Origin of the sequence: Acanthopleuribacter pedis (assembly GCF_017377855.1) — a bacterium.
Classification (GTDB): Bacteria; Acidobacteriota; Holophagae; order Acanthopleuribacterales; family Acanthopleuribacteraceae; genus Acanthopleuribacter; species Acanthopleuribacter pedis.
This window is the reverse complement of record NZ_JAFREP010000047.1, coordinates 42,984-66,187: the sequence shown is the minus strand read 5'-3', so window position 1 is coordinate 66,187 and position 23,204 is coordinate 42,984. Positions and strand designations below refer to the sequence as shown.

Sequence of the window (23,204 nt, the reverse complement as noted above, 5' to 3'; positions counted from 1 at the left end):
ACGAATGAAACCCGGCGATTTCTGTTTTGGCTCGATTCTTAGCTTTCCCAAAGCAACCTCCTGAACCTTTTCCAGGAAGTGTAGCCGTCTCGACGCTTTGCGTCTGAACCCTCGTTGGTAGGCTTACCCAAGTTTCTCTTCCTATCCCCTACCGAAAATTAAAAATTTTGACCTGCTAAGAGGGTTATAAGGACTCGTCTTGTGGAAATTAAATTAGATGCCAATTTTTTTCGGTAGCTGCATCTAAATTTGTTTTTTTGGACGAGGTATGAGACACGCGGACGTGGACGAACCGCGCATCATTGGTTCCCGCATCGGCCCTCACCGTATCTTGCGGGAACTGGGGGCAGGTGGGCTTGGCGCGGTTTTCTTGGCCGAACTGGAAGACGACCTTTTGCACATGAAGGTCTGAGTCAAGCTTCACGCCTATGTAAGGTCGCCGCGCGGGCATTAATCGTCGGAGGAGAAGCGGCCGCTTCTGCCTTTTTTTATGGCGGAACGTTTCTTTTTTTCGTTGAGGCGGCGCTCCTTGGCCCCGCGCGAGGGTTTGGTTTTTACCCGTCGGCGCGGCGGTTTGGCGGCTGATCGGATGATCGATACCAGTTTTGACAACGCGTCCTCGCGGTTTTGGAACTGGCTGCGAAAACGCTGCGAGGTAATCACCAACACGCCTTCGGCGGTTAAGCGCTGATCCGAGCTCGCTAACAGGCGCTGCTTGAGGAAGGGCGGCAACGAGGATTCACCGACATTGAAACGCAGCCGCACCGAACTGGCCACCTTGTTCACGTGCTGGCCGCCCGGACCCGAGGCCTGCATGAACTCTTCTTGGATTTCGTTGGGGTGGATGGCAATGCGCTCGGTAATTTGAATCATGGTCGAGGGTTCCTCCAAAAAAGTCGCCTGTGTCCGTGAAGTATACACCTTGGGGCGTCGGCATGGTCACGCCGGCCGATGCTTGCTTTTGATCAAGCATTCTTGCCTTGCAGGCGTTTTCGGGACCTAGTTGGTTACCAAAATCAGCAGCGCGTCCTGGTCGCTGAGGCCGCCGCTGTCGGTGACGGTTACCGAGAAGTTGAGCTGATCGCCCGCCTCCAAGCCGACCACGCGGACTTCCGCGATGAACGGGCTGCTGGTGTTGGTGTTGTCGATGGTGAACTGGATGTCGTTGGGGTCGCTGGAGGCTGCGTTAAACGCGAAGTTCAACGAGCCCCTCCCCTCGTCGGCGTCGGTGGTGTCGCTCGCATCCAAGGTGATCAACATCGGGGTGCTGGGATTGGCGGGCGCGGTGACGGTGCCCGCGGGCGCGCTGGTTAAACGGGCGACGGGCGCGGTGTTGCTGCCGTTTTGATCGACCTGCAGCAGCCGGAAGGCCGCGTTTTGCGCGCCCAAGGGATCCTCCACGGTGAGGCGGATGGTGATGGTATCGCCCGGCACGGCGTTTTGGATCAACGCGGTTTGCAACGGGCCGGAACCCTGAACCTGAATCTCGGTCGTGCCGACGACCTGGGCGGTGAAAAAGAAACCCAACTGGTCCAAGGCGTGGTCGGCGTCGGTCGAGGTGCTGCCGTCCAAAACCACGGTCCCGCCCGGCGCTTGGATGGTGGCGGGCGAGGTGGTGAAGCGCGCGACCGGGGTGGCGTTGTCGGCCACTCCAGCCGCGCTGATGATGCGCGTGGCACTCGCCTGGTTGGCCTCGCTGTCCAGCACGGTCATGGTAATGGGCACTTGATCGCCCTGGCTAAGCCCGGTGATTTCGATTTGGCGGATGGGCAGGTCGCCGCCCGGAATGTTCACGGTCACCCCTTCCGGTGGAAAGGCGCGGAAGGAGAAACGCAGATCGTCGAGGCGGTCTTCCGCATCGGTAGAACTGGTGCCGTCCACCAGGACGAAACCGCCCGGCGGGGTTAGGCTCTCCGGCGAGACGTTTAATACGGGGTTGGGCACGCCGCCGGTGCCAACGGTCAAGCTCCGGCTGGTCGAGGCGGATAACCCGTTGGTGTCGGTGACGGTTAAGGTGACGAGGTAGGTGCCCGCGGCGAAATAACGGTGCTGGATCGAGGTGCCGGTACCGGTTTCGCCGTTGCCGAAGGTCCAGCGATAGGTTTCGATGGCCGCGTCACCGTTGCTTGAGCCGGACCCGTCGAAAACCACCGCCTCGGCGATGCGCGGCGAGGTGGGATTAAAGGTAAAGGCGGCGGTGGGCGGGTTGAGGTCGCTCACGGTCACCAGTTGGGTTTCGAAGGCGACGCCGCCGTCGTTGTCGGTCACTTCCAAGACCACCTGGTAGGTGCCCGCCGCCAAGTAGCGGTGTTCCACCGAGCGCCCGCTCGCCGTGGCCGTCGCGCGATCACCGAACTGCCAGCGCCAGGAAACGATTTCGCCGTCGGGATCGCTGCTGCCCGCGCCGTCAAAGACCACGCGGTCGTTGATGCGCGGGCTGGTGGGCGACACGGAAAAGGCGGCGGTCGGCAGTTGGTTGCCGAGCACGGTGACGGTTTGCGCGCTCGAGGCGGAGACGCCGTTGTTGTCGGTGACGGTCAGCACCACGTTGTAGGCCCCCGCGCCCGGATAAGCGTAGGCCAGGGTTTGGCCGCCGCGCACGATGCCGTTGCCCAGTGACCAGCGGTATTCTTCGATGGTTCCGTCGGGATCGCTGCTGGTGGAGGCGTCAAAGAAAATCGCATCGCCGACACGGGGATCGGTGGGGGAAAAGGTGAAATCGGCGCTGGGTGGCTGATTGGCACCGACGGTCACGGTTTGCGAGGTGGTGGCCGCGGCGCCGCGGTCGTCGACGACGGTTAAGCTGACGATGAAGGCGCCGTCACGGTTGTAAACGTGGGAGACCTCGCGGCCGACGCCGGTGTTGCCGTCGCCGAAGGACCAGCAGTAATCGCGGATGATTCCGTCGGCATCGGTTGAGGGTGATGCATTAAAAAAGACGGTTTGACCCACGTTTACCGACTCGGGACTGACCAAGAATTCAGGTGTCGGGGTTTGGTTCTGGGTCACGGTGAGCGTCGCAGTTTCGTTGAGTTGGCCGACCACGGCGCTGATTTCGATGGTTTCGACGGCGGCCGGAACCACGCCGACGGCCAGCACGTCGCGCACGCGACCCGAGGCGTCGGTAAACAAGGTGGCCCCATTGCTGTTAAGCGAGCCGAAGGTGGTGGAAAACACGGCGGCTTTGCCGGCCAGCGGTTCACCCGCGGGTCCCAACACCACCAGCGAGGTTTCCACCAAACCGCCGTTGCTGCCGATGTTCGAGGGGCTGAGGGCCAAGGTGGCCGAACTGATTTCCACCACGCGGTCGATGACCTCGATGTTGGTGGTCACCGAACCGTCCGCGCCAATGGCACCCGAGGCGGCGTTGACGGCGACGGTCCCCACCGCCGCGTCACTGGTGAACACGGCTTGGGCGACGCCGTCGACGGTGGTCGCCTCGGAGGTAATCGAACCGGCGGTGGCGCTGAATTGAATGCGCACGCCGTCGAGCACGGGACGGCCGTCGTTGCGCACCGCGCGCACGGTGACCAGCGCGGTGTCCCCGAAGTTGAGGATGCTGCTGGGTGAGGCGGTCATCGAAAGCACGACGCCGTCCTCTTCCAGCACGGGCTCGCCTTTGCTGCAGCGGGGTAGCATCAGAATCGAGGGAATCAACAACAGGCCGATCAGGTGGATGGGATTGGCTCGTTTCACGCGGGTGCTCCTTGTTGGCTCAGGGTTTTTGTTTTTTTTCGGGCTCGAGGGCCAGGCTTTCCGCCAGCCGTTGCGGGCTGGGTTCTGAAGCGGCGACCGGGTTCGGGTTGAGCTGTAAACGCACCTCGACCAAACTCGGATGCAGGTGTTGCAGCACCAATTCCAAATGCTCTTGCTTGGCTAAATCGTCGTCGTCCCGGCCGCGCGGGAACTGGAGCAGGAAGCGGTTGGTTTCGCCCATCCCCCAGTTGCGTTCCAGATGGTACAGGGCCACCGGGACCCTGCGTTTGTCGGCGGTGACCAGGTAGATGTTGTGGTTCATGCCGTACATCAGTTTGTTGAGATGGGCGCTGTAGCTGGGTTGGTCCGGATGGAAGTGAACGATGTCGGCGCTTTTGCGTTCGGCCTCGGGAAGGTCGGGACGGGGGCCGACACTGAGCACAAACTGCACCGAATCACGATGGTTGCGCACCAAATCGGCAACGGCGGCGGTTTGAATCGGGGGATCCTGCTGCAGTGCTTTGAGGTCGTCGATCACAAAAGACCAACTGGGTCGGTAATCCAGGGTGAAAAGGTACTGTTTCTCGACATGCTCGTGGCGCAAAGGTGCTTGCCCCAATTGCGCGAGCATGGTGTGAAAGGGTACCGGCGGCGCACCACAGCCGGCGGCGAGCAAGGCAATCAACGGCGCCGTTACCAACCGGAAAAAAGGCGCCTGCATTAGGGTTGCTCGTTTAAGGCGGTGACCACGGCCTCGGTGATGTCGTGGCCGGGATCGCCGTACAGGATGTTGCCCTCGGAAAGCGTGCCCCAAATCATGGTGTAGCCCTCCTGCCGCGCAAAAGCCGCGATGCGTGAATTGACCACTTCAAAAACCGGGCCCATAATGGCGCGTTCTTTTTTGCCCAGTTCAACGGAAGCATTGGCGCGGTATTGGTTCAGTTCCTCTTCGAGTTTGGAGAGTTCCTTGATGCGGTTGAGCCGGGCGTCCCGTTGCAAAGCCTCCTGTTCTTTGAGGAAGGTCTCGTGTTTGGCGGCTAAATCAGCTTCCATTTGCTTGAGATTTTCATTCACCATCGCCTGTTCTTTTTGAAAGGTTTCGCGGGCTTCTTTGGTGAGGTTCAAATGGTCCATCGCGTAGCCGGTGCGGACAAAACCGATTTTCACCGCGGGCGCCGCGGCCGGCGTGGCGCGGTCCAACAGCACCAAGGCCAGGGCCGCGACAGCCAGCACCATACTTATTCCAGACAATAACTTCATAAAACAATCCTCCAAGGGTCAAAACAATTTCCGTATCCTTACGCGCGGAACGGGGAAAGAACCGTCAGGGCATTTTGGTGGCCAACTCTTGCACACGCCCTTGTTCATCCTCGAACACCAGCGCTTCCTCGCGATGTTCGGTGAGGCGCCACGGGCCGATTTGATCGTTGAGCGCCAAAAACTCGAGCCCGGCACGGGAGCGCAGGATAAATACCTGGCGCGCCTCCCCTTCCACCAAGCCGATGTACTCCAGGCCGAGTGGTGGTGGGGGACGCGGGACGGGTGCTTGCGCCACCGGGGTGGGCGCGGGTTCGGGTTCGGGATCGTTGCCGAGGGGTTGACGGGCGAACGGGTCCCAGACGAGTGGGACGACCTCGGCAGGAAGCCGCGGTCTCAGAATTTGGGTGCGTTCGTGAATGTCGATGTCGCTTTGCGCGGCGACCTCGGCACCGGCGCTTGCTGTTTCATCGGAATCGTCCATCAGTTGGCGCGCGTTAAACCACCACACCAGCGCGGCCAGGGCCAACAGCAGGGCGACGCGGCCCCAATGCTCGTCACGGGTTTCAATCACCGGGCACCCCGCGCCAAAATTCGAGTTGGAGCCGGGCGATCAGGGTTTCCCGCTCGGCCTGCAGTTCGAGTTGTTGAATGCGAATCGGTTGGGCGTGGGTTTCGATGAAAAAAAACAGGGCGTTGAGGTCGGCAACCTTGCCGGAGACCCGGCAGGAAACGGCGATACGGCCCGGTGTTTCGCGGACCTTGATGTCGTCCAGTTCGAGTCGGGTTCGCGCGCTAAACTGCTGCAGTTCGCGGATGTAGGCTTGATCGCGATGGAAGCTTTCCCGTTCCGCCGCGCCCCGCGCCAGTTCCGCCGCCAGGGTTTGTTCCAGCGTTTCCCACAGCGCTTGTTCCTCCATTTGTTTGACCAGCGCCGCTTTCTCAGCCGCGAGCATGTCCGCGACGCGAGACCGCTCGCGAACCATTTTGATCGGCAGGAACAGACCCAAAACGAGCGTGGTGATCAGCGCGAGCGCGGCCAACCCGGTCCAAAGGGCGCGGCGCTTAACAGGGTCAAAAGCGGTGTTCATCGCACCCGTCCCTCGAGCCGAATTTGCAGCTCGCCGTCGCCGCGGCCGAGGCGGGTTTGGCTTTGTAATTCTTCAACAACCACCTGTTCCAGGCGTGGCAAGGCGCGCAGGGCGTCGGCGTAATCCAGGAGTTCGGCCATGGATTGGCCGGTGACAACCAGCGAAAAGGTTTTGTCGCGGCGGCTCAAGCGCGACCAGCGCAGGGGGCGACCCTCGGCAAGGTTGGCCATGACGGCGAGGTCGTTGGCGATAGGCGCGGTTTGGCGGGAGAAATCGCGCTTGGCGCGCAGGGTGTGCCAGTGGTTGGTGCCCACTTCTTGGATGCGGCGGATGGTGTCGGCCTCGCGCTGGTGATCGGCGAGAAAACGTTGATCGGCGGCGATGTGCCGGTCCAACTGACGCAGGGCAAAGGCGGCGACGCCCCATGCGGCGAGCGACACCAAGGCCGCGACCAACAAGCCGCGACGCAGGCGCACCAGCGCCGTGGTTAAGCGTTGCCAGGTCCGTTCCGCCGGACTTTCAACCCTTTGCCAGGTCCATTCGGCCCAAAGCGCCGGGTCGCGGTAGTCGGGGAAGCGCGCCTGCCCCTCCCCCGCTTCGCCGGTCAGGGTCGCGGCCGAAACGTACCCTTCCGCGTCGCATTCAAGGGTGTAAAGGGTTTGATCCAGTTGGTAACGGTGGGTGGACAAGGCCGCGGGCGGCACGCGGAGCGGCGCCAAATTGAGGGTAAGCAGGCCGGGAAACCGCCGCTGCCAGTGCTCGAAAACCGCCGTCCAGTCGGGATGCAAGGCGGCAACACGGCGGCTCGTGGGCGTCGCTGTTTCGCAAAAGCGCCAAGCGCCCGGGGCAAGGCCGAATCGGCTGCTCGCCGCTTCAAGGGCGGTCACCTCGCTGTCAGCATCCAATGAGAAGGTGAACACCCAGCGCGGCGACAAAACCACGGTGGTGGGTCCTTCCACCACGCCGTCGAGCAAGGCGGTTAGGGTTGCCTGCTCGGGTAACCCGACGAAGGACCCGGCCTCAACACGCCCCAACATCCGCCATCCATCGCGGTCGATCCAAAGCCATGAGGTTTCCTGCACCGTCATTCATCCTCGTCGACAACTTGGGTTTGGGGTTCGGCGGCGCTCGCGGCCGGCTCGGTGGCTTTCGGTTGCTTGCGGTTTTTGGAACGTTTCCACCAGGGTTTCTTTTTGGTTTTAATCAGTTCCTGCTGCTCGCGTACGTCGAGCGGATAATCCAAGCCCTCGCGGTCGCGGATAATGGTCACCGAGCCTTCGTTTCCGTAATAAACATAAGGTGTTAGGTAAATCACCAGTTCGGATTGGGTGAAGTTGTTGTTGATGTTTTTGAACAAGTGCCCCACCCACGGAATGCGGCTCAGCCCTGGCACGCCCTGGCGGTTGTTGCGCAGCGCTTCCTCGATTAAGCCACCCAAAATAATGGTTTCGCCGTGTTTGAGGCGCACGGTGGATTGCAAGCGGCGGGTGGAGATCGGTGGCGGCACGTTGTTGTTGACCTGACCCAGAAAGGTATTGAACACGGGTTCGATGTAGGTGGTGATTTCCCCGCTTGCGGTCACCCAGGGGATCACCCGCAACGAGATGTTGGCCTCTATGGTTTCGATGCGTTGGGTCACCTGACTGACGGGCGTTTCGTCGCCGACGAGGGTTTCGCTGTTGAGCAGGATCGATTGGGTTTCACCAACCTCAATGTAGGCCTCGTGGCCGCTGAGCGTGGCGATGTGCGGTTTGGAAATAATCCGTGCTTTGCCCTCGGTTGCCAGCGCCTGGATGCGCACCATGAAGTTGGAGGGCAACCGCGTGATGCGGAAGTTGCCGTCGGCCTCGCGGTTCCCTTCCAGCGAGAGGTCCAGGCTGGGAAAAAAACTGTTGGCACCGTTGCTGACGGTGAGGCCGAGGTCGGTGACGTTGTCGGTGCGGAAATCCACCACCAGGGCTTGAATCAACACCTGCGGGACCGGCCGGTCCAGCCAGGACAAGCGTGATTTAATTTCCGAAATCACGTCTTGGGTGGCCGTTACCAACAGGGCGTTGTGCTCGCGGACCAGGGTGATCGCCGCCTGCTCTGATTCGGCAAGGGTTACCTCGCGGCGAATCGGTCGCTCCGGCTGTTTGCCGCCCAGTGGCGCGCTGCTCGTGCCCGCCGTGGGTCCGGCGTTCGAGACACCCGCGCGACGGCTGTCGGTGCGGTTGTTCGCACGGTTGCCGTTTCGCGAGAATTCGCCTAAATCGCGGCGGTCCGCATCGGTGTTGGAACCGAACTGCGACGGCCGGGCCGGTAAGGCATAGGTTTGGAACAGGTTGGATTCACCGGACAGATACGCCAACACGTTTTGCGCGTTCATGTGGTTGAGCACAATCATTTCGGACGAGGTCAGTTCGGGCCGGGTTTTGCTGCCGAACAGGAAGATGTCGTCGCGTTTTTTGTAGCTGTAGGCGGTGCCGAGGAACAATTTGTCGAGGGCCCGTTCGAAGGGATCGTTGTCAAAATTGATGGCAATCGCGCCACCTTCCAGCGTGTCCAAATACTTCACCGAGGCGCGGGCCAGCCGGGAAACGGTGCGCACCGCATCGCCCAAACCACCGGCTTCCAAGCGCCCGTTAAAAACGTCGTTTTCAAAAGTCATCCCGGCGGGTTTGGGTGGTTGGTTCGGGTTGGCGAGGGCCGGATCGGGGCGGGTCGGCTCGGGCACGGCGTTGGCGGCGACCACTTCGAAGAAGCCGTCGCCCTGCTTTAGGCTGAGTTGGTAGGGTTTGAGCAAGGCTTTGAGCGCGGTTTCCAGCGGGAGCGCGCGGATCAGGCCGGTCACACGCGCGCCGTTGTTGCGGTCGAAGACGAAGTTTTGCGCGCTTTCCTCGCCAATGCGCCGGAACAAGGTTTCGAGCGGCACATCGCGGGCGTCGATGCTGAGCGTATCGTCGGCCGAGGCGTATTCAACGCTGAGCTGAAAGGCCGGCACCTTTTCTTTATAGAACTGGAAGATGCCGCCGGTTTGGCGCCATTTCAAATCGTAAGTGCGGCACACGTAGGTTAAAAATTCGTTGACGGTGACATCGGTAAAGTTGCCGTTAATCACCACGTCGGCCTCGCGTTCCACCACCAGGTTGAGCCCGAAATTTTTGCGCAGCGATTCGGCCACCACGGAGAAGCGGCGTTCGTTGCCGGTGCTGCGGATTTCCAGGGTGAAGGTTTCGTCCTGGTCTTCCGGCAGGAAGGCAAACACCGTTTCGGTTTCGGGTGCCTGGAACAGGCAGCAAAGGAGCAGGAGGCAGGTCATTGAGGGGTCCTTCTAGTGCATCACAACTTCGCGCAATAACTCGTCCAAGCTGGTTTCTCGGGCGCCGGCCAGCGCCAGCCCATGGTGCAACATAGGCCGGTAGGCGGCGTCGGCCGCCTGCAACGCGGGTTCGCCGCTGCCGTCGTGAATCACCTCGCGAACGCGGCGATCAACCGTGAGGGCCTCGAACACGCCCAAGCGGCCGCGATATCCCGTTTCCTTACATTCTCGGCATCCACGGGGAATCCAATAGGTTCCGGTTACTTTTTCTTCGGCCGGAAAACGCGCGTTTTTGCTCGCTACCGCATCATCCTCGGCCAAGCAGCGCGGGCACAAGCGCCGCACCAACCGCTGGGCGATTACCAACTGCAAGGAGGAGGCGACCAAATAGGCCTCGGCGCCGATATCGATCAAACGCGGAACCGCGCCGGGCGCGGAATTGGTGTGCAGCGTGGAGAAAACGAGGTGGCCGGTCAAGGAGGCGCGAATCGACATGTCGGCGGTTTCGCCGTCGCGAATTTCACCGACCATGATCACATTGGGATCCTGACGCAAAAAACTCCGCAGCGCTTCACTGAATCCAAAACCAATCCCTGGCCGCACCTGGCTTTGGTTGATGCCGTCGATTTGGTATTCAATTGGATCCTCAATGGTGGTGATGTTGAGGTGGTCGCCGCGGATTTCCTGAAGCGCGGCGTAGAGCGTGGTGGTTTTACCGGACCCGGTCGGCCCGGTCACCAGCACGAGCCCGTGTGGGCGACGCACGCTTTGGGCAAAGGCGGTTTCCACCGCGGCGGGCATGCCCAAGCCGGCGATGGACGGGCGGCTCTGGGATTGATCCAGCACGCGAATGACGACCTTCTCCCCTTTCCCGGTGGGAATGGTGCTGACGCGAAAATCGACGGCGCGCCCCGCCACGTTCATCTGGATCTTGCCGTCCTGGGGGCGACGTTTTTCGGCAATATCCAAATCGGCCAAAACTTTGATGCGCGAATTGAGTGCGTCGCGGTACTCCAAGCCAAAGGTGCGTTTCACCTGCAAACGGCCGTCGAGGCGAAAACGGACCTGCAGACAGTCCAAGCGCGGTTCCAGGTGGATATCGCTGGCGCCTTGGTGAACCGCCTCGCGCAGCAAATCACCGACCCATGCGACGATTTCGGCCTGGTCATCATCGGCGGCCTCCCGTTCGCGCGGTGTATCGGCAAAACGGTGCCACGATGCGCTGTCGAGGTAGTGCACGGTGAGGCGACCGGGGCAGGCGACGCGCAGCAGGCTCTCCACCTCGGCGGAAAGTTTTTGGTCGGCACGGCACAGCCAGCCGTCCTCGTCGGCTTCAAGCAACAGGCGTTGGTCCTGAAGAAATGCGGGCGAAAAGGCCTCGTGGGGTTGGCGAACGTTCATCGGGTGCGTTTGGTGACCTGACCGGTTTGGTTCATCTCAAAGGCGGAGAGGTCCTTAAGCTGGGGCATGGCGCTCGCGAGGTAACCGTTATCATCGGCGCGTTCTACTTTAATTAGGTAGCGCGCGCGGCCGTTGCCCTGGTCGTCCATCAGCGCTTCTTGCTCAAAACCAAGCGCGTCGAGATCAACGGTATAACGTTTGTTTTTAAGGTAATAGATGTTTTGGAGTTGGTAGACTTTCTCAAGCGCGAGGGTAGCCTCGAGTTCCATGGCTTGGTCGGTGGTTTTGCCAAAACGGGGAATGGCGAGCGCGGCCAGAATGCCGACCAGGATAATGACCACCAAAAGTTCGGTCAGCGTGAACGCACGCCGTAACAGAGAAACACGCATCAACATAACTCCCAAAACGAAAGCGGGTCGCCATTCGCGGGTGCCGGAACGGCACGGGAACGGCCGCAAAGATCCAAATCGTCACAAAAAAGCATAAAGTCAACAAAAAGAGAAAAAAACGCATTCCGCGAACGCGCAAAAGGATTGTAACGCAAAATCGGCGGCGGCGGGTCAATGAATCCCGCCGCATGAGAGCCTACGCCTGATCCATGCGCCGTCGGACCCACACCGGGATCACAGCCATCCGTAATTCACGAAATCCATACCCCGTAAAGCAGACCTTCAGGTAGGGTTTAAAAAGACGTCAACCCGGCGGGAAACATTTAGAACAATCGCTAAAATTTATCAATTTTTCATTTTCAGGTTGACGATTTGAATTCGGTTTCCTTTCTACTTCTCGCGACAAATCCTTGTGAGAATTGCGGGCGAAGAGGAGGTGAGCCATGTCGCTGCTTGCGGAATTCGAAAAGTTACCCATCGAGGAGCAGATCCGCGTGGTTCAAGCGTTTTGGGACCACATTGCCGAATCTCCCAAATACATCCCAATCCCAAAATGGCACAAAACAGTGCTTGAACGGCGGCAAAAAGAAGGGTCTGAGGCGCCCGATTCAGGTCAAGACTGGGCCGTGGTGAAAAAGCGGCTTCTAGAAGCCTTGTGATTTTCAGGATAGGCCGCAAATTTATCCCATAAGCGCGCCGTGGGTGGTTAGGGTTGCTTGTCGAAGTCTTGTTGGTGGACTTGGAACAGGACGCGGCGGGTTTTGGCGGCCTTCCGGTGGGGGATGGTGATTTCGAAGCGCGGCTTGGCGATGCTCCCCTGCCGCTGGATGCTTGCAACCAGGTGTTGTCCGCGTTTCACCTGTCTGACCCCGTCGGGCGTTTCGCTGACCCTGAGGCCCTGGAGATTGGCCTGCACGTTTTCCAACGGCATCGAGGCGACCAGCCAATAAAACAGCAGCTTCTCGGCTTTGATCGGCATGCGGTAAAACGGCAACGCATCGTAATGATTACCGTATTCGTCGAACTCTTGGGAGAAGGCGCGGGTGCCCAGCGGGGTCATACCCACCAGGGAAACCGCATCGCCGTTGTTTTCAAACACGCCCTGGAAACGGAAGGGATCGCGATGCCCCTTTTGAATTTCGGTCGAGAGCACCACGGAACCGCGCGGCAATCCCTCCACGGCCGAGAACCACAGCAATTCTTCGCCCGCTTCCAGTTGGACCGGCGGCCACTTGATACGCGCGGAGACACAGGCGTTGAGGGCCGACAACAACAGGAGTGAGGCGAGCATGTTGCGCATTAAAGGTTCTCCTCGGGTTCAGTGGATGGTTCAGGCTCGGCCGCCGCGGCCGCGTTTTTCCGGCCGGCGACCGGGGACAACACCAAGGCCACGGTGATCCCCAACCACACGGTGAGCCCGAACAGGTGGAGCACGGGCGTTTGACTGAGCGCCAACAGGCCGAAACTCAGGATGGTGGTGCAAGCCGACAGGCAAATCGCCATGAAGGTGGCTTCGCCGCGGCGGTCCCGGCCGGTCTCTGCAAAAAATAACGCGTAATCCACGCCGATCCCCAACACCAAAAGCAATGCAAGCAGGCCGAATAGGTTTAAGGGTTTCCCGCTCAGCGCAAAGAAGAGAAGTACCGACAGCGCGGCAAGGACCGGCGGCGTCAGAATCAGCGTGGCGCGGTGTAAGCCGTAGCGGAACCACAGCAACAGGTAAATGAGCAGGTAACCGGCGATGACCCACTGGCCGGCCAGCACGCGGTAGCGGGTGAATAAGTTATTGGTATCCCGGACTTTGTCGACGAACGAAACGGCCGCAAATTCCCGTTCGATGTGTTCCAACAGCGCGATATCGGAAACGCCGCTGAGGAACACCACCGAGGCCTGACCGCGTTCGGTTTGGCCGAGCCAGAGGTGACGCAGCGCTTCCGAGGCGGGGCTCGCCAACCAGGCGTCGAGGGTTAAGACGCGGTCGTCGGCGAGCTCGGTTTTGGCGGTTTGGGCCACCTCGGGCTCGAATTCCAAGCGGTTGAGATAGACCTCAAGCGCGTGGTCCTCGCCCAACAGGCTGTCGCGCAGCAACATGCGGTTGCGGCGTTGCAGCCAGGGGGACGGCACGAAGTCGCTGACCCCTTGTACGAAGACATCGGGGGTATCGGCAAAGGCATTGCGCAGGCGAATCAGCAGTTGTTCCTCGTTGTGGAGGGTGTCGGCGACGTTCTCCCCTTCTACGATGAAAAAGCGGTTGCCGTCGAAGCCGCCGGTTAAGGCGCGCAACTGGTCTTCCTGTTGTTTGAGTTCGGGCGCGGGGTGTTGCAGGCTGCGAATGTCGTCGTCGACGGGAATGCGGCGCAAGAACAACAGCGCGGTCGCGGCCCAAATCAACAGAACCAAAATCCCCACCGGGTGGCGACGCAGCCAGGGCCAGACAGAAAGGTAGGCACCACAAAGTTGCAGCAGCAGCGGATTGCGGGCTTGGGGCTCGGGGGCGGCCAGAATCGGGAACCAACACACCACGGTCGCGTAGGCCGCGGCCAGGCCGGCCCCGGAAAATACCGCCATTTGTTGCAGGCCGGGAAAAGGGGTCATCAACAAACCGGTGTACCCCAAAACGCTGGTGATCATGCCCAGGGTAATGCCGGGAAAGATGTGAGCCAAGCCGTCGGCGGGGGTCCAGGGCGCCTCGGCGGTGGCCTGCTCGGTAAAGAAATGGAAGGAATAATCGATGCAAATGCCAATCAGCCCGGCGCCGACCCCGAGGGTTAGCAAATGAACCTTGCCGAAGACAAGCAAACAGGCGGTGAGGGCAAACAGCAAGCCGATGCCAATGGGCAGCAGGCTCAAAAATAGCGGGCGAACCGATTTGAAGACGGCTAAAACCAGCAGGATCACCCCGATCAGCGAACCCAGGCCGATGGTGGAGATTTCGCCTTGGGCGGAACGGGTTCCGGCGTCGGCGTAACGTACCAAACCGGTTTCGATCAGGGTCACCCCGGCATGAGCGGCTTCCAACTCTTCCAGCAAATCCCCGCGGAGCTCGGCGACGGCGCGCTGGACCCGCGGTGAAAAAGGGGCGTCGCGCAGGGTGGCGCTGAGGAGGATGTGCCAACGGCCCTCGTATTGCGCGGTAAGAAAGCCTTGATGGGGGCTAAAGCGGCCGGTGGGACGCGGTAAGCTTTGCCAAAATTGCGGCATGAGCAGCAGTGGATCGCGCGGTAGAAGCGCGCTCCAGCCGGATGCGACGGGGCTGTACAAAGCACGCTCGGAGCGCCTGAGCAAGCGCTCGGGACCTTGGTGGTCATAGGCCAGCCAATGGCGCGCCTGAGGATCGAGCAAGCCGTAACGGAACGGGAAATAAAGATCGTAAAAGGCGCGTTCACGCGATTCATCGATGCGCCCGTCGATATGGGTAAACAGCGGCGAAGCGCTTAAGCGTTCAAACGCCAAACGGCCCGCGGCCGCGGCCTGGGCCTGGTCCTCATGGACAACCACCACCACCCATTTGCGACTGAGATGGTCGGCGTAGCCTCGCAACGCTTCCTCGACCACCGGGTCTTGTTCGGTGGGCGGCAACAGCGCCAGCAGATCGGTTTCCAGCCAGGGCGCGCGCAGCACCAGCCACGCCGCCGTAACCGCGACCAGCAGGCAGGAACCCAACCAAACCCGAAAAAGGAATAGCTGCCTCATTCACCACCGGACACATGCAATAAATCGCGCTCATCATCGCTTAATTGTGGTGGGTCCACCGAAACACCGGTGAGTTTCATGATGGTTTGATCGCCACTTTTTTCTATGAAATGAATCTCTTCTAAATGGAGGTCGCCTTTAAGGCGGATGTGGTCCATGACCTTTTTGAGGATGCGCCGCTTGGGTTTCAAGCCGAGCCACCATTCGCCCTCCTCTTCCACCAGGAAAAGATCGAAGGTTTTGGCGAGCTGCTCTTTGTCGCCGGCGAACAGCGCCATAAAGACTTTGGTGAAGCTGTGGATAATGGGCCGGTCCTCCACGCTGATGTCCAGCGTCACCGCGCCGTTTTCCTTTTGAACCATGCCCGCCTCGTTGATGACGAGTTGGGTGTCGAAGGGTTGCAGGGTGTGCCAATAAAGACCGTGGTCGCGCGCAAACAAAAAACGACCGGAAGAACGCAGTGGCCGACGCAGGGCTTTGATTTTTTTCTCTTGCTCAAAACGGGCCCGTACCACCGGCGTCTCTTGGAGCTGTTGGGAAATCTTGGTTAAGCCGGGGTGTTCGACGGCAACCGGGTGCTGCAGTAGATCGGCGGGTGCTTGGGCGGCCAAGGGCACCCCGGTCAGGGCGGACATGAGCCCGACCCAAACCATCGCAAAACGAAATGTTTTCAAGTCGCAACCTTCTTTCCGGTTCCCTCGGAACCTGTCTTATCGATGTGACGCCTTTCGCGCGGGCAATGGTTAAAGCCGATTTCGTGCCGGCACCGTATTAGGAATTTGGTTCTTGCTTCAGGCGGCGTTTAAAACGCAAACGCACCAACCATTCCACCCCAAACAACAACCCGATAAGACCGTAACTAATCAGGCCATTATAGAGGGTCCACAGGGCAAGGTCGCCGTAAAGTGCGGTAAAAAGAGAAAGCACGCCGTTGAGCACAAAAAAGCCGCACCAGACGCGGGTCACCTTGGCGCAATAAACCACAGCTTCCGGTGGTAAATCCGGCTCCTGTAGCCTGGCAAAACGTTCGATCATGCTGGGCGGTCGTCGCAAGCTCACCCAAAACGTCGAAAACAACACGGCGTTGACGGCCACCGGTTGGTACAGGACGGCGCCGCTCCAGCCGGTCAACCAAACGACGGCCACGATCACGGCCATGGACAGCGCGGGCAATAAGGCGCCGTCGCCCTTGCGCCGCCACAATAGGCGCAGAAGCAGTGGGACACAGAGCACCAGCACCAAACCTCGTGCACCCCAGTGTTGTAGGCCCCAATAAACCGCGAAAGGATAAGCCAAGGAAACCAGGACGGCGGCGATTTTAACCGGCCAGGCCGCCCAGGATGCGTTTAATAAAGAGGACAAGCCGCGTTATTCGGCGCCGAGGAAGGAGTTGGGTTTGGGATCGCCCAACCAAAGGGTGACGTCTTTACCCAAGGCCTTGGAACATTTTTGCAACATGGAACAGGTACCCTTGAGCGCGGTGAAGCCGGCGGCCGAGGTGCGCCGTCCACGAAACGAACCAATCATCTTGCCCTTGTGGTCGACCAGCTTGCCCTTGAGTTCCAAATGTTTGGGGCCGCTCCAACCGCCGCCGCCCGCGCCGAACACGTCGGAAATCTCCACGGTTAACACGTGGTAGGCGCCTTTTTTGGGCTTCTCGGTGACCACATTGGCGTAGACATTACCAACCCGGCGCATGATGTCGTCGGCGACACGCTCTTCCAAGCGACATTCAGTTTTGGTTTTGCCGCGAACAATCAGGCCTTTGGCAAAAGGCGCCTTCTCCGGGACCACGATGGTATCGACATCGCCGGCCTGGGACGGAAGACAGAAAAAGGGTGTGCTCAGCAGCAAACAGATTAGGACTCGCATGGGATTCACCTCACATCAAAAGGGTTCGTACGCGACAGCCACGGCGCCGTCATCAGCGCCACTGACTGAGTGCGTGTTCGACATCGCTATGGATGGCGTTGATCCAGTCGTTGTAATCGCGATGAATCATTTTAGCGCCGTCGCGCTTGCGTTTGAACTTAAGGTTATTGCTGCGCAGGTATTTGATGCTGATTTGTTCCGCATCGTAGCTAATTTCAATGTCGGAAGTAGCCGAACGGACCTGATACCGGGCGGTTATCTTGTCATCTTTAAGCGAAACAATACGCCAACCCCGGGCCATTAAAGTCAGTTCCAGCACCTTCTTTACGTCAACCGGAGAAACATCGGCATTGACGCGAATGGTGGGTTCTAGAATCGGCTGGATGCGTTGTGCGAACGCGGTCGCCGGTAGAAATACAAGCAAAAAGGCCCATAAGACCTTGGTTCTAACCATATGATGCTCCAGTGGCTGTGTGGGTAGTGGCGGCCATTTTAGCTGAAAAACGTAAAAATGGGTGTCAAAGTTGCCAAAATTAACGCATACTCACTTTTTACCCGTGCGTCGCGTTGCACCAGAAGCACCAGAATTAATTTTTTATCAATACGGGATAAGTTTTTATACCTTTACTTTTGAGCGCTTTACAAGGTTACCTGCACCGATTATGGGAGGAAGCCGACGCCGCCTCCCACCACCGATCCAAAAAAGGGTTAGCTGTTCATGGAAAGGGACATCGCACGTTGCGCCAAACGGTGTTCTTCCGCGGCGGCCTTTACCAAGGTTTGCGCCCACTTAACCACGTCTTCGACAAAGTCGGCGGGAAACTCCAGCAAGGTCCCGATTTTGCGCAGGTAGTCTTGTTCCGACTGGCTCAACTCACGGTCGGCGTTGGCGATCACCACCAAGGTCGACAACATGTGGAAACCCAGCTCACGACCGACGGCCAAAGGTTTGAGCTCGGGCAAATCGCCCTTGTCTACCTCGTGCAGGATGTCGGTGACGTCTTTGGTGTCGTCTAAAAACGAAATCGCCTCGCGCAGGTATTCTTTCTCGCCCTCGGCAACCTTGCCGTCGGCGGAAATCATGCCGCCGATCGCGTGGGCGAACCAACGCTTTTGGCGCCCGGACAATTCATTCACAAAACTCTCAACCATAATGGCTCCTTCCTGAATGTGTTAAGCATGCCCCGATTATAAACCGCTCGGCGACATTCTTCACCCGCATCCTGTTTTCTCGCCGCAAAAGGTTGTGGATAAACGGCTTGGATCACCTTCCCGTGGACGAGGATTTGCGGATAACGGGTATCTCCATGTCGCGGGATGCGGTTGTGGATGGGGACACAAGCGGGTTGGGCGCGAACCGGTTCACAAAAGGGTAATTCCGGGCGAGGATGGTTGGGTGGCACGCTTGTTTTCGTGTCGTGGATTTGGGTGGGCGATTGGCTAGGTGGGCAATTGGAGGTGGGGCCCTTTTTTGCGGGGATGTGCCTTGGGTGATGGGGTTGCTTCGTCTTTTTTAGCAGGATATTGCGATGTTGAGGATGGCGGTTTTGCGTGCCTCCCCTTTTTGAAGGGTAACGCCGCGGATGATGCCGTTGCTTCATTGGTCTGGTTTTTGACTGGATTGGCTGGGGGGCCGATTTTGGCGTTTTAAGCCATTCGCTTCGGGAAGAAGCAGGCCTCTCTCGCCGAGTGTCCTTATCCAGGGTTCCAGCAGAGGCGGAAAACCGCCCGCATGCTACCGAAGCAAACGGAAGGAAAAATGGGAGGGGCCCGCCGCGGCGAAGCAGCGGTGGGAGGGACCTATTTTTCCTGGAGTGGTCCTTGAGGAATCGGCGTTGGCGCTATCATCAAGTTGGCCGACGAGGCTCCTGTTTCGCAATTCCAGTAATTCCTCGTCGGCGTAAGCCCCAATCAGCGCCATAAGCCGATTGGTCAAGGATGCTGTTGATCCCCAGGGGACAACATGCCGGGAAACGATTTTGGGTTTGCCCCCGGCCCGTTCATGGTACCTGAGAAATAACAATTACCAACCGCGGCCAATAAGGCACCTGGCTCCCCCGGCCGGCTTATTTTAGAGGTAGCCGTCCCTTAGTAGGTGGCAGCATCCGGCCAGTTTGCATTGCTTGGCCAGGTCGGCCTCGGTCCACGCCTCCATCTGGAGCAGGGTCTTGCGCCGCCAACCGGCCTTTTCAATCTTGGTCAGTAGCGGGACTTGGCGGCGGCAGAATTTGTCCATCAAGGTGCTTTTGAAGTAGCAGGTGTTGCCCTCGCCGTCCACGATCCACTCACCGACAAACGCATCCTCGGTCGGCGCGGGTTGGGTGATAAACAACGCGGCCTCCAGACGCAAGCCTTCCGGTTTCTTGACAGCTTGCGCGGGACGGAAGTGCCAATCAGCAGTATCCATTTGGCGGTACAAATCCAGCAAGGCGTTGTTTTCCCGTTCCTCAGCCTGCAACATGCTTTTGAGTTGGGCCAAATCGGCGACATCCTCGGCCTTGATCGCGAGCCGCTCTTCCGGGATTTCATCGCCAATCCCCTGCCACCGATAACTTTCACCAAACACATGGATCACCAACATGGGGTGGATTTGGCGATAGGACACGGGGTCCGGCAGAATCAGCGTGGCGTAAAGGCGGTCGTTCATGAACAACATCGCCCCGATTTGGTTTTCCACCAATTCGAAGTGTTCCACCAACTGGATCATCGCTTTTTCACCGCGATGGTATGGGTTGGGCGGGGTCACTTCTTTTTGCAGACGCTGGGACTTGCCGAGCAACGGTTCCTCGTTGTAACGACGGTAGCTGTGGAACAGGGCGTGGCGGGCGGCGTCGTCAAAACGCACGATGCCGACCAATTGATCCGGCACCCGGCAGGGATCGGCATACAGTTCGGTGGTCAGCCGTTGCCACCAACCTTCGTCGTTGTTGAAGATCATGCCGTGGGGACGGATGAAGGGGCCGGTCATTTTTTTGCCGGTACGCACCATGGCGCCCGCGCCCAGCGCTTGATCACGTACCAACGCGGCCACCCGAAACAAACCCCAATCCTGGCTACCGGCCACGTGGACGCCTTGCAAGGTGGGTTGGTGGTAATCGAACCATGCTTTTTTGGCTTTCATTGACTGTTCCTTCTCGCGTGGGATGGGTTGGGTGGCGGCGATGGCTTAACCCGCATGGGGGTTAAGCGCTTTGCTCAAAATCGGACCAACGGGCCGCGACCTGATCGAGGTAACGAATGAGGTCCTGGATCGAACGACGCCCCTTTTGGAAAAAGGCACATTCCAGGCCAAAATCAAAGTAACGCGGATCGCGCAAACCCAAGGTGGTGATGTGCGGCCCCAGGGCTTTGGGTTGCAGCGCGGCATCGTCATAAGTCGGGTTAAGGTGGAAAACCTGGATGGAACGACCCGGTGCGGCCGCGCAACGGGCAACCCGAACGGCCAGGTCCGCGCCACCGCGATGCACGTTTTCGTCCCCGTCGGAAACGATAAGTACCGTATCGGCATCGCTCTGAAGGGCGTCAATCACGGGAATCGCGAGATTGGTTAAACCGAGCGGTTCGGCGGCCATGGGTTCGCTGACGGGACGGGTCCAGAACAAGCGAACCTGCTCGGCGACATGGGGCAACACGTAAGCCAGGGATAAACCCACCGCAAGGGAACGGTTGGCGGCGTCGCGAAGGCGGAAACTGGAATCGCTGTTGTCGATGACCAGGGCCACCTTACCGAAGCGACGTTGTAGCCTCGCGGCCAAGCGTTTGGCGGCATGGCTCAGGATCGACTCCCAACGGTCGCGGTCGGCCAAGCGTTCGGCGGCGGGGATCGCCAGCGCGGCGTTGGCGGCTTGCATCAACGGCGCCTTGAGGAGATGGTCCTGGTGACGCACCTTCTCGCGGGTCATGCTGTTGTTGAGGCGGATTTTTTCCTTGGCGGTCAAACGGTCCTTCATGTGTTCCAAAAAACGACGGCGCGGGATGCCGTATTGTGCGGCAAGGGTTTCGGCAATAGCCAGCGGTAAATCATAGATGGCGGCGCGTTCGAAATGAACCAAACGAACCCGTTCGAACAGCGGCGTTTCCCAACGGGGACGGCCCTGGGCGCCGCGACACAGGTAATCGTAAATTTCCGCGCTGACCTTGATGTGGTTGTGGGTGATGATGCGCTTCAATTTGGAACGGTATTTCACCGCGTGAAACGCCAAATCCGGCCGCGCCAAAAGAAAGGCACGCATGACCGCGCGGGTACGGCGGTTGTTCACGCCGGCACGGCACAGATCATAAAAGCAACGGTAAACACGGTTGACCTGGACTTCTTGGAGGGTGCGGGTGATCAGGGTATGCTCCAGAGCGCGTTGGCGTGCGTTGATCCCGCGACCATGGCGCAACAATTGAGCGACAATCAACAAGCGGTTGGTATCGTTGATAGGCAAAGCCAAAACGCGGGCGTAGAGGGCACGGTAATGGGTGCAAACGTAACGGTGCAAAAACACAAGGGCGTCGGCGACGTGGGTAGCGGCCATACAGGCATTCAAAAACAGGGCGACGTCTTCACGTGCTGTTTGGTCTGAATGGTTCATGGCAACCCCCGCAAAACGTTGAAAACCGGATGGGGCGAAAGGCCGCGACGCGCCACGGAAGGGTAACAAGCCTAAGTTCGGAAGTCGCGGTGGAAGTCCCACATCCGGCGCTAGAGGCTTTTGCATAGGCGGTGCCAACTTTGCCATGTTGCGGGTTTTAACCTAAGCCACGTAGAGAAGATAGGGTTAACCCTCCTTTTTCAAGCTATTAGCCGTGTCCTAAAAAGTTCAAATACAACAAAAACATACCAGACAAAAATGTCGGCATGCCGACAGCCATTGTCAGAGGGGACCCTGTGGTATTAGATACGATATATCGAGATAATTCTAGATAGCCTAACTGGAAATATTTTCCACCCTCGCCACACGCCCTTTCGCTGAGCCTTTGCGCCCCAATGTCCTGAGCCGGTTCCCGCGAGCCGGCGCGCACCTTGCTCTAGCCCGACCATCCAAGAAACTGGGTTTCTTCGGATCTTTTTTACAAATTTTTGAGGGTAGATAGGCGTCATCTTGTCGTTTAAAATACGGTTTCACGATGGTTTGCCGACTCACCTTCTTGAACCAACCACAACCACAGCATTTGTTCTCCCGCGAACCCTTTGTTCGCGATTGGGGGTGAGAATTGAAAGCACTTTTAATATGGTACCGCGATACCTATCGCGGCGTTTCACGAGCCGTTTGGATTCTGGCGCTTGTTCTTCTCGTTAACCGCGCCGGCACCATGGTGCTCCCCTTCCTGACCTTATTTCTCACCCAAAGCCGCGGTCTCAATGAGGACCAGGCGGCCTTGATGCTCCTCGCCTTCGGGTTCGGCTCGGTCTCCGGCTCCTACCTGGGCGGCCAACTGACGGCCCGCTTCGGCGCCATCCGCGTCATTACGCTTACCCTGCTGGGCGCGGGCCTCGGCTTTATCGGCTTCCTTTTCCTCGAAGGTTTTGCCGTGCTTGCCGCGGGTTGTTTTGTGATCAGCCTCTTGGCCGACGCCTTCCGACCCGCGATCATGACGGCCGTTGCCGAAAGCACCACGGACGAGAACCGCACCCGCTCCTTCACCATGCTGCGATTGGCGGGCACACTCGGCATGGGCATCGGCCCCGCGGTCGGCGGCCATCTCGCCGAGGCCGATTACAACCTGATCTTTTTGGTCGACGGTTTGACCTGTATCTTTGCCGCCTTGGCCTTTATGGTGATGGTCCACTTCTTCTTCGACCACGCACCCACATCCAAATCGGCAAAAGACGCTGCTGCAAGCGCCGCGGAACTCGGCCGCGCCCCTTTCCGCGACGGCCCCTTCATGGCGTTTATGGTTTTGGTCACGCTGTTTTTCGTGATCATCTTCCAATTCTTCAGCACGTTGCCGCTGTACCTCAAAACCGACCTGATGTTTTCCGAACGCGACATCGGGTACATCTTTTCCATCAGCTCCCTGGTCATCCTGCTGTTTGAAATGCCGTTGGTCCACACCATCGAACGCTTTAACCACATCCGTTTGTTCGGGGTCGGCGCCTTCCTGTTCAGCCTGGGTCTGGCCATGATGGTGATCGATGGTTCCTTCCTGTGGATAAGCGTGTGCACCATCGTGTTCACTTCCGGTGAAATGCTTTCGCTGCCCTTTTCCAACACCATCGCGGCGGCGCGGGCGGGTAACCGAACTGGTGAGTACATGGGCGTGTACGCGGCCTCGGCCTCGGTAGGCCTCCTGCTCGGTCCCCCTATTGGGCTGTGGATCCAGAAACGGGTTACCCCGGTTGCGTTTTGGATCGGTGTCGGCTTGGTAGGTGTGATCATTTGGGTTGCCGCCGTCTACCTAGCCAAACACTGGAACGGCAAGGAACAACCCAGCGCAGCCGCGGCGGAACCGCTCCCCGCGGAGGCCTCCTGCCACTAAAACCTGAAACTTGAACTTGAAACGGCATCATCCACGGCT

The 23,204-nt window shown here is 59.0% G+C and carries 22 protein-coding genes; 3 read left to right on the top strand and 19 right to left on the bottom strand.

Going from position 1 to position 23,204, the window contains the following annotated elements; genetic code table 11:
• Positions 1-268 precede the first annotated feature (268 nt).
• On the top strand, positions 269-412 hold the full coding sequence (locus tag J3U88_RS31525) for a hypothetical protein (RefSeq protein WP_207863009.1): 144 nt from the start codon (positions 269-271) through the stop codon (positions 410-412).
• 38 nt (positions 413-450) lie between these two features.
• On the opposite strand, the gene arfB is transcribed toward J3U88_RS31525, so the two are convergent.
• The 10 genes from arfB to J3U88_RS31475 form a co-directional block, all read right to left on the bottom strand.
• A complete protein-coding gene (arfB, locus tag J3U88_RS31520) occupies positions 451-873 on the bottom strand; it encodes an alternative ribosome rescue aminoacyl-tRNA hydrolase ArfB (RefSeq protein WP_207863008.1) in 423 nt (140 codons plus the stop codon).
• A gap of 126 nt (positions 874-999) precedes the next feature.
• Complete coding sequence (locus J3U88_RS31515; protein WP_207863007.1) at positions 1,000-3,696, bottom strand: PKD domain-containing protein; 2,697 nt, start codon at positions 3,694-3,696, stop codon at positions 1,000-1,002.
• 19 nt (positions 3,697-3,715) lie between these two features.
• The gene (locus tag J3U88_RS31510; RefSeq protein ID WP_207863006.1) at positions 3,716-4,417 is read right to left on the bottom strand and encodes a hypothetical protein; all 702 of its coding nucleotides are present in this window, start codon (positions 4,415-4,417) and stop codon (positions 3,716-3,718) included.
• Positions 4,417-4,956 (bottom strand): OmpH/Skp family outer membrane protein, encoded by a 540-nt coding sequence (locus J3U88_RS31505; RefSeq protein WP_207863005.1) that lies wholly within the window; start codon positions 4,954-4,956, stop codon positions 4,417-4,419. Before J3U88_RS31505 ends, J3U88_RS31510 begins: the two co-directional genes overlap by 1 nt.
• A 64-nt stretch (positions 4,957-5,020) precedes the next feature.
• Positions 5,021-5,527: a hypothetical protein gene (locus J3U88_RS31500; protein WP_207863004.1), complete on the bottom strand. Its 507-nt coding sequence runs from the start codon at positions 5,525-5,527 to the stop codon at positions 5,021-5,023.
• Positions 5,520-6,044 (bottom strand): hypothetical protein, encoded by a 525-nt coding sequence (locus tag J3U88_RS31495; protein WP_207863003.1) that lies wholly within the window; start codon positions 6,042-6,044, stop codon positions 5,520-5,522. The genes J3U88_RS31500 and J3U88_RS31495 overlap by 8 nt, the downstream gene beginning before the upstream one ends.
• The gene (locus tag J3U88_RS31490) at positions 6,041-7,132 is read right to left on the bottom strand and encodes a hypothetical protein (protein ID WP_207863002.1); all 1,092 of its coding nucleotides are present in this window, start codon (positions 7,130-7,132) and stop codon (positions 6,041-6,043) included. Before J3U88_RS31490 ends, J3U88_RS31495 begins: the two co-directional genes overlap by 4 nt.
• Positions 7,129-9,345 (bottom strand): type II secretion system protein GspD, encoded by a 2,217-nt coding sequence (locus tag J3U88_RS31485; protein WP_207863001.1) that lies wholly within the window; start codon positions 9,343-9,345, stop codon positions 7,129-7,131. Before J3U88_RS31485 ends, J3U88_RS31490 begins: the two co-directional genes overlap by 4 nt.
• A 12-nt stretch (positions 9,346-9,357) precedes the next feature.
• On the bottom strand, positions 9,358-10,746 hold the full coding sequence (locus J3U88_RS31480) for a GspE/PulE family protein (RefSeq protein WP_207863000.1): 1,389 nt from the start codon (positions 10,744-10,746) through the stop codon (positions 9,358-9,360).
• Positions 10,743-11,135 (bottom strand): type IV pilin protein, encoded by a 393-nt coding sequence (locus J3U88_RS31475; protein ID WP_207862999.1) that lies wholly within the window; start codon positions 11,133-11,135, stop codon positions 10,743-10,745. Before J3U88_RS31475 ends, J3U88_RS31480 begins: the two co-directional genes overlap by 4 nt.
• A 443-nt stretch (positions 11,136-11,578) precedes the next feature.
• On the opposite strand from J3U88_RS31475, the gene J3U88_RS31470 reads away from it, so the two are divergent.
• Positions 11,579-11,794, top strand: a complete 216-nt coding sequence (locus tag J3U88_RS31470; RefSeq protein ID WP_207862998.1) for an addiction module protein — start codon at positions 11,579-11,581, stop codon at positions 11,792-11,794.
• 47 nt (positions 11,795-11,841) lie between these two features.
• Here J3U88_RS31470 and J3U88_RS31465 read toward each other — a convergent pair whose 3' ends face one another.
• The 9 genes from J3U88_RS31465 to J3U88_RS31425 form a co-directional block, all read right to left on the bottom strand.
• On the bottom strand, positions 11,842-12,435 hold the full coding sequence (locus tag J3U88_RS31465) for a DUF3261 domain-containing protein (protein ID WP_207862997.1): 594 nt from the start codon (positions 12,433-12,435) through the stop codon (positions 11,842-11,844).
• The gene (locus tag J3U88_RS31460; RefSeq protein ID WP_207862996.1) at positions 12,435-14,828 is read right to left on the bottom strand and encodes an MMPL family transporter; all 2,394 of its coding nucleotides are present in this window, start codon (positions 14,826-14,828) and stop codon (positions 12,435-12,437) included. The genes J3U88_RS31465 and J3U88_RS31460 overlap by 1 nt, the downstream gene beginning before the upstream one ends.
• Entirely contained in the window at positions 14,825-15,502 is a 678-nt protein-coding gene (locus J3U88_RS31455) for an outer membrane lipoprotein carrier protein LolA (protein ID WP_207862995.1), read from the bottom strand. The genes J3U88_RS31460 and J3U88_RS31455 overlap by 4 nt, the downstream gene beginning before the upstream one ends.
• A gap of 97 nt (positions 15,503-15,599) precedes the next feature.
• The gene (locus tag J3U88_RS31450; protein ID WP_207862994.1) at positions 15,600-16,190 is read right to left on the bottom strand and encodes a COG4648 family protein; all 591 of its coding nucleotides are present in this window, start codon (positions 16,188-16,190) and stop codon (positions 15,600-15,602) included.
• A 6-nt stretch (positions 16,191-16,196) separates the two neighbouring features.
• A complete protein-coding gene (locus J3U88_RS31445; RefSeq protein WP_207862993.1) occupies positions 16,197-16,700 on the bottom strand; it encodes a hypothetical protein in 504 nt (167 codons plus the stop codon).
• Positions 16,701-16,752: 52 nt separating this feature from the next.
• The gene (locus J3U88_RS31440; protein ID WP_207862992.1) at positions 16,753-17,154 is read right to left on the bottom strand and encodes a hypothetical protein; all 402 of its coding nucleotides are present in this window, start codon (positions 17,152-17,154) and stop codon (positions 16,753-16,755) included.
• Between the two features lie 254 nt (positions 17,155-17,408).
• Positions 17,409-17,852 (bottom strand): tellurite resistance TerB family protein, encoded by a 444-nt coding sequence (locus tag J3U88_RS31435; RefSeq protein ID WP_207862991.1) that lies wholly within the window; start codon positions 17,850-17,852, stop codon positions 17,409-17,411.
• 919 nt (positions 17,853-18,771) lie between these two features.
• Positions 18,772-19,821 carry an ARPP-2 domain-containing protein gene (locus tag J3U88_RS31430; RefSeq protein WP_207862990.1) on the bottom strand — a complete coding sequence of 350 codons (1,050 nt, stop codon included), beginning with the start codon at positions 19,819-19,821 and terminating at the stop codon, positions 18,772-18,774.
• Between the two features lie 61 nt (positions 19,822-19,882).
• Positions 19,883-21,277 carry a hypothetical protein gene (locus tag J3U88_RS31425; RefSeq protein ID WP_207862989.1) on the bottom strand — a complete coding sequence of 465 codons (1,395 nt, stop codon included), beginning with the start codon at positions 21,275-21,277 and terminating at the stop codon, positions 19,883-19,885.
• A 622-nt stretch (positions 21,278-21,899) separates the two neighbouring features.
• Here J3U88_RS31425 and J3U88_RS31420 point away from each other — a divergent pair.
• Positions 21,900-23,165, top strand: coding sequence for an MDR family MFS transporter (locus J3U88_RS31420; protein ID WP_207862988.1), 1,266 nt, complete (start codon positions 21,900-21,902; stop codon positions 23,163-23,165).
• Positions 23,166-23,204: the final 39 nt, after the last annotated feature.

What these genes read in the sequence shown, in the direction of transcription:
- J3U88_RS31445 (WP_207862993.1), bottom strand. Translation starts at nt 16,700, where the DNA reads ATGCGAGTCCTAATCTGTTTGCTGCTGAGCACACCCTTTTTCTGTCTT.
- J3U88_RS31485 (WP_207863001.1), bottom strand. Translation starts at nt 9,345, where the DNA reads ATGACCTGCCTCCTGCTCCTTTGCTGCCTGTTCCAGGCACCCGAAACC.
- J3U88_RS31460 (WP_207862996.1), bottom strand. Translation starts at nt 14,828, where the DNA reads ATGAGGCAGCTATTCCTTTTTCGGGTTTGGTTGGGTTCCTGCCTGCTG.
- J3U88_RS31505 (WP_207863005.1), bottom strand. Translation starts at nt 4,956, where the DNA reads ATGAAGTTATTGTCTGGAATAAGTATGGTGCTGGCTGTCGCGGCCCTG.
- J3U88_RS31470 (WP_207862998.1), top strand. Translation starts at nt 11,579, where the DNA reads ATGTCGCTGCTTGCGGAATTCGAAAAGTTACCCATCGAGGAGCAGATC.
- J3U88_RS31465 (WP_207862997.1), bottom strand. Translation starts at nt 12,435, where the DNA reads ATGCGCAACATGCTCGCCTCACTCCTGTTGTTGTCGGCCCTCAACGCC.
- J3U88_RS31475 (WP_207862999.1), bottom strand. Translation starts at nt 11,135, where the DNA reads ATGCGTGTTTCTCTGTTACGGCGTGCGTTCACGCTGACCGAACTTTTG.
- J3U88_RS31440 (WP_207862992.1), bottom strand. Translation starts at nt 17,154, where the DNA reads ATGGTTAGAACCAAGGTCTTATGGGCCTTTTTGCTTGTATTTCTACCG.
- J3U88_RS31510 (WP_207863006.1), bottom strand. Translation starts at nt 4,417, where the DNA reads ATGCAGGCGCCTTTTTTCCGGTTGGTAACGGCGCCGTTGATTGCCTTG.
- J3U88_RS31430 (WP_207862990.1), bottom strand. Translation starts at nt 19,821, where the DNA reads ATGAAAGCCAAAAAAGCATGGTTCGATTACCACCAACCCACCTTGCAA.
- J3U88_RS31525 (WP_207863009.1), top strand. Translation starts at nt 269, where the DNA reads ATGAGACACGCGGACGTGGACGAACCGCGCATCATTGGTTCCCGCATC.
- J3U88_RS31435 (WP_207862991.1), bottom strand. Translation starts at nt 17,852, where the DNA reads ATGGTTGAGAGTTTTGTGAATGAATTGTCCGGGCGCCAAAAGCGTTGG.
- J3U88_RS31425 (WP_207862989.1), bottom strand. Translation starts at nt 21,277, where the DNA reads ATGAACCATTCAGACCAAACAGCACGTGAAGACGTCGCCCTGTTTTTG.
- J3U88_RS31495 (WP_207863003.1), bottom strand. Translation starts at nt 6,044, where the DNA reads ATGAACACCGCTTTTGACCCTGTTAAGCGCCGCGCCCTTTGGACCGGG.
- J3U88_RS31490 (WP_207863002.1), bottom strand. Translation starts at nt 7,132, where the DNA reads ATGACGGTGCAGGAAACCTCATGGCTTTGGATCGACCGCGATGGATGG.
- J3U88_RS31480 (WP_207863000.1), bottom strand. Translation starts at nt 10,746, where the DNA reads ATGAACGTTCGCCAACCCCACGAGGCCTTTTCGCCCGCATTTCTTCAG.
- arfB (WP_207863008.1), bottom strand. Translation starts at nt 873, where the DNA reads ATGATTCAAATTACCGAGCGCATTGCCATCCACCCCAACGAAATCCAA.